This is a genomic window from Neobacillus niacini, assembly GCF_036961885.1.
Classification (GTDB): Bacteria; Bacillota; Bacilli; order Bacillales; family Cytobacillaceae; genus Neobacillus; species Neobacillus niacini_H.
On record NZ_JBALNQ010000034.1, the window covers coordinates 20,410 to 24,301 of the forward strand.

Here is a 3,892-nt window from a genome sequence, read left to right on the forward strand (position 1 = left end):
AATGATATTTATCAAACCTTTGAGATATCGAAAATCAGGCCAATAAAAGGGTATATCCAGGTCGTCAATATTGTTGTCATAACGGTTGGTATCATCCTGCTTATCGCGGACTTGATTGGTAAAAATCCGCTCATTTTTCTAAGTGGAATAGGTGCTCTGTCTGCCGTACTTTTGTTGGTTTTTAAAGATTCATTATTAGGACTTGTTGCTGGGATTCAGTTGTCTGCCAATGACATGGTTCGGGTTGGTGACTGGATTGAAATGCCTAAATACGGGGCAGATGGAGATATTATCGATATTTCATTAAATACCGTTAAGGTGCAGAATTTTGATAAAACCATTACGACGATCCCAAGTTATGCTCTCATATCGGATTCTTTTATCAATTGGAGAGGGATGCAAACCTCGGGAGGACGCAGGATCAAGCGGTCATTATTTATCGATACAAGTAGTATTACTTTTTGTACCGTGGAAATGATTGAGAAATTTAAAAATATCCACTATCTTTCCGATTATATTGTTGTTAGAGAACGTGAAATTGCCGAGTTCAATTCCAAGAACGATATAAATAGGACCAATCCTGTGAATGGAAGAGCGCTAACGAATATTGGTGTATTTCGGGCATATATCAGTAAATACCTTCAACATCATTCAGGTATTAATCAGGAAATGACACTATTGGTTAGACAGTTAGCACCAACTGAACATGGTATGCCATTAGAAATCTACGCATTTTCAAATGATATAAGATGGGCCGTGTACGAAACGATTCAAGCAGATATCTTTGATCATCTCTTCGCCGTCGCAAAGGAATTTGGATTGCGATTATTTCAGAATCCATCCGGTGAGGATTTGAAAACCATTGTCAATGAAACACGAAAAGCCATAGTAGCTAAGGAAATGGATCATTAATTTAAGTTATAATGGAGTGAGTATGTTTATTAGGAAGGGAAGTGCAAACCGTGGATTTCGAAATCGTTATGCAAGAATTAGAAGCACTTGGTAAGGAACGAACCAAAAAGATATACATAAGCAATGGGGCACACGAGCCGCTTTTTGGCGTGGCTACAGGTGCAATGAAGCCGCTTGCAAAGAAAATTAAGATAAATCAACCTTTGGCTGAGCAGCTATACGCCACTGGGAACTACGATGCCATGTATTTTGCCGGTATCATTGCTGACCCGATGGCAATGACGGAGGAGGATTTTAACCGCTGGATAGATGGGGCGTATTTTTATATGCTAAGCGATTATGTGGTTGCTGTAACATTGGCAGAAACCAATATTGCCCAAGTGGTTGCCGATAAATGGATCGCAAGCGGTGAAGAACTGAAAATGTCGGCAGGCTGGAGCAGTTACTGTTGGCTTATGGGTAATCGTCCGGATGCTGAATTTAATGCAACCAAAATTGTTCGCATGCTCGATCAGGTGGAAAATACGATACACGATGCTCCAGAACGGACAAAGTCAGCTATGAATAATTTTATTTACACTGTCGGAATTTCTTATTTGCCGCTCCATGAAAAGGCGGTTGAAACTGCAAAGGCAGTTGGACCAGTAGAAATGAAGAAGGACAAGAAAAAAAGCAGTATCCTACTTGCTTCAGAAAATATTCAAAAGGAACTAGATAGAGGGAAACTAGGTTTCAAACGCAAATATGTAAGGTGTTAGAATAAACTAGTGCCAGGCCTCCATATAATTGGAAGTCGACTGGCACTTTTCTTATTTTGCTCTTTCTTCTCCGTAAATCTCATTTAAATGTTTGATGTGTGCCAAACCCCAATGGTGCATCGACTCTAACAGGGGCATAAGTCCCTTCCCATATTCGGTCAACGAATATTCTACTTTTGGAGGAATTTGTGCATAAATTTTACGATTGATAATATCATGATACTCCAATTCTCTTAGTTGGGATGTCAGCATTTTTTTTGTGATATCCGGAATCAATCGCTGCAGTTCGCTAAAACGTAAAGTGCCCTTACCTAAAATATGATAAAGAATGACGGGCTTCCATTTTCCTACGAGTATATCGAGCGCGGTTTCTACTTTACAATCTCCAGCCAATCCCTTTCACCCCTTATGGTATCTTTTTGGATACTATGGCACATTAAAGTGTCTACTTCTAAATGTATTCCTTGATGCTTACTATATACTCAGAAGGTAAATTTTAGCAAGGGGGATGGGTCAATTATGAATATTGCATTATGGATTGTTCAAATTTTATTGGGATTGATGTTTTTATTTGCAGGTTCTTCGAAAGCTTTTTCTTATGAAAAAACAAAAGCTAGCATGCCATGGGTTCAAGATTGCTCAAGAAACTTGGTCATCTTTATCGGTGTCGCGGAGCTGCTTGGAGGTCTTGGGTTGATTTTACCTTATGCCTTGGGAATCGCACCTATTTTAACACCAATAGCTGCTATTGGAATTGCAGTCATCATGATTTTAGCTGCTGGGTTGCATATTAAGAGGAAAGAAAATCAGGCAATTGGGATGAATATTATTTTATTAGCATTGGCACTATTTGTTGCTATTGGTCGCTTTTAGGAGGAGAAATCAGATGGTACCGTCATTATTTATTGGTCATGGATCTCCCTATTTATCTGTACAACAAAATGAGTATTCCACTTTTTTATCACTATTGGGCAAACGTTATAACCCAAAAGCGATTGTTATCTTTAGCGCTCACTGGGAAAGTGAAATACTCACGTTAACCTATACAGACGATGTACTTGAAACAGTGTATGATTATTACGGTTTTCCAGAAGAAATGTACAAAATCAAATATCCAGCAAATGGTTCTACGGAGATAGCTAAGAATCTTGAGATTCGATTTAAGAAATTCGGGATAAAAACAAAAAGGGAAGAAAGAAGGGGATTGGACCACGGTTCATGGGTAGCACTCCGCCATATGTTCCCTAAAGCTGATATTCCTGTCATTCAATTATCGGTTCATCCATTCTTGTCGCCTAAAGAACAGTATACAATTGGTAAGGCATTACAAGGACTGGGGGATGAGGATATACTAGTGATTGGAAGTGGAACGACGGTGCACAATTTTAAATGGTTTTTTCCGGATGCCACAGAACCAATTAAGGAAGCAGTAGAATTTGATAATTGGATTATCGAACATGTTCAAAAAAGGGATATAGATTCCCTTGATAGATATCTTCAATTAGCTCCTCACGCGCAGTTAGCCGTACCAAGACCAGAACACTTCGTTCCAATCTTCATTGCATTAGGAAGAGGAGACGAAAACAAGGAACCAGTGGTACTTAATCAAACCTATGATTTCGGAGCCATGAGCAATTTGTGTATGGAATTTTAATGTATTCTTTGAAGGAAGCTGCCTAAACGGGAGCTTGTAAGCGAATATACTAGCAAGAAAAGAAGATAAAATTAATTAAAAAACACACACAAACGAAGTAATCAACGTTTGTGTGTGTTTTTGTTTTGCCGCATAAACCAGAAAGGGGCTTGTTCTTTATGTACTTAATTTATCTTGTTTCACTTGAATTTTCTTATATGCTAGATTTGCAGAGGAAAGAATTACAAGGCCTAAAATACTTATACTGAAAAAGAATCCTAATCCAGATAAATAAGTAACAGCGAAGTATACAGCAGCAAATCCAAAAATAATAAATAGACTTGGTATCGGACTAGAGATTGTAATAAGTAGTGCATTTTTTATATGAGTTCCTAACGGTTGTTCAAATTCAACATAGGAAGCCAGTGTATAGCAAATGATAAGAAAATAAAAGCAACTCATTATCATGCTTGTATAAAAAAGAAAGGATGATAACTCATTAGATGTTGCTTGTAAAAATTTTATATTCAAATACAAAATAAAACCGATTATTGTAATCATAAAACCCAATTTATTACTGTCAAAGAAC

At 37.7% G+C, this 3,892-nt stretch carries 5 protein-coding genes and 1 pseudogene; 4 read left to right on the forward strand and 2 right to left on the reverse strand.

From position 1 onward, the window contains the following. Together V7124_RS15570 and V7124_RS15575 are read left to right on the forward strand one after the other, a co-directional pair. The coding region (locus V7124_RS15570) for a mechanosensitive ion channel family protein (protein ID WP_335490641.1) at window positions 1–912 on the forward strand (912 nt) is incomplete at its 5' end. Window positions 913–962: 50 nt separating this feature from the next. Continuing rightward, window positions 963–1,670, forward strand: a complete 708-nt coding sequence (locus tag V7124_RS15575) for a DNA alkylation repair protein (protein ID WP_335490644.1) — start codon at window positions 963–965, stop codon at window positions 1,668–1,670. A gap of 51 nt (window positions 1,671–1,721) precedes the next feature. Here V7124_RS15575 and V7124_RS15580 read toward each other — a convergent pair whose 3' ends face one another. Next, complete coding sequence (locus V7124_RS15580) at window positions 1,722–2,063, reverse strand: winged helix-turn-helix transcriptional regulator (RefSeq protein WP_335490649.1); 342 nt, start codon at window positions 2,061–2,063, stop codon at window positions 1,722–1,724. Between the two features lie 126 nt (window positions 2,064–2,189). Here V7124_RS15580 and V7124_RS15585 point away from each other — a divergent pair, with 126 nt between their 5' ends. Beyond that, the gene (locus V7124_RS15585) at window positions 2,190–2,543 is read left to right on the forward strand and encodes a DoxX family protein (RefSeq protein ID WP_335490652.1); all 354 of its coding nucleotides are present in this window, start codon (window positions 2,190–2,192) and stop codon (window positions 2,541–2,543) included. A 13-nt stretch (window positions 2,544–2,556) separates the two neighbouring features. Continuing rightward, a complete protein-coding gene (locus V7124_RS15590) occupies window positions 2,557–3,324 on the forward strand; it encodes a DODA-type extradiol aromatic ring-opening family dioxygenase (protein ID WP_335490655.1) in 768 nt (255 codons plus the stop codon). A gap of 156 nt (window positions 3,325–3,480) precedes the next feature. Here the strand turns inward: V7124_RS15590 and V7124_RS15595 are convergent. Then, window positions 3,481–3,892: pseudogene (locus tag V7124_RS15595) on the reverse strand (hypothetical protein); the annotation flags it as partial.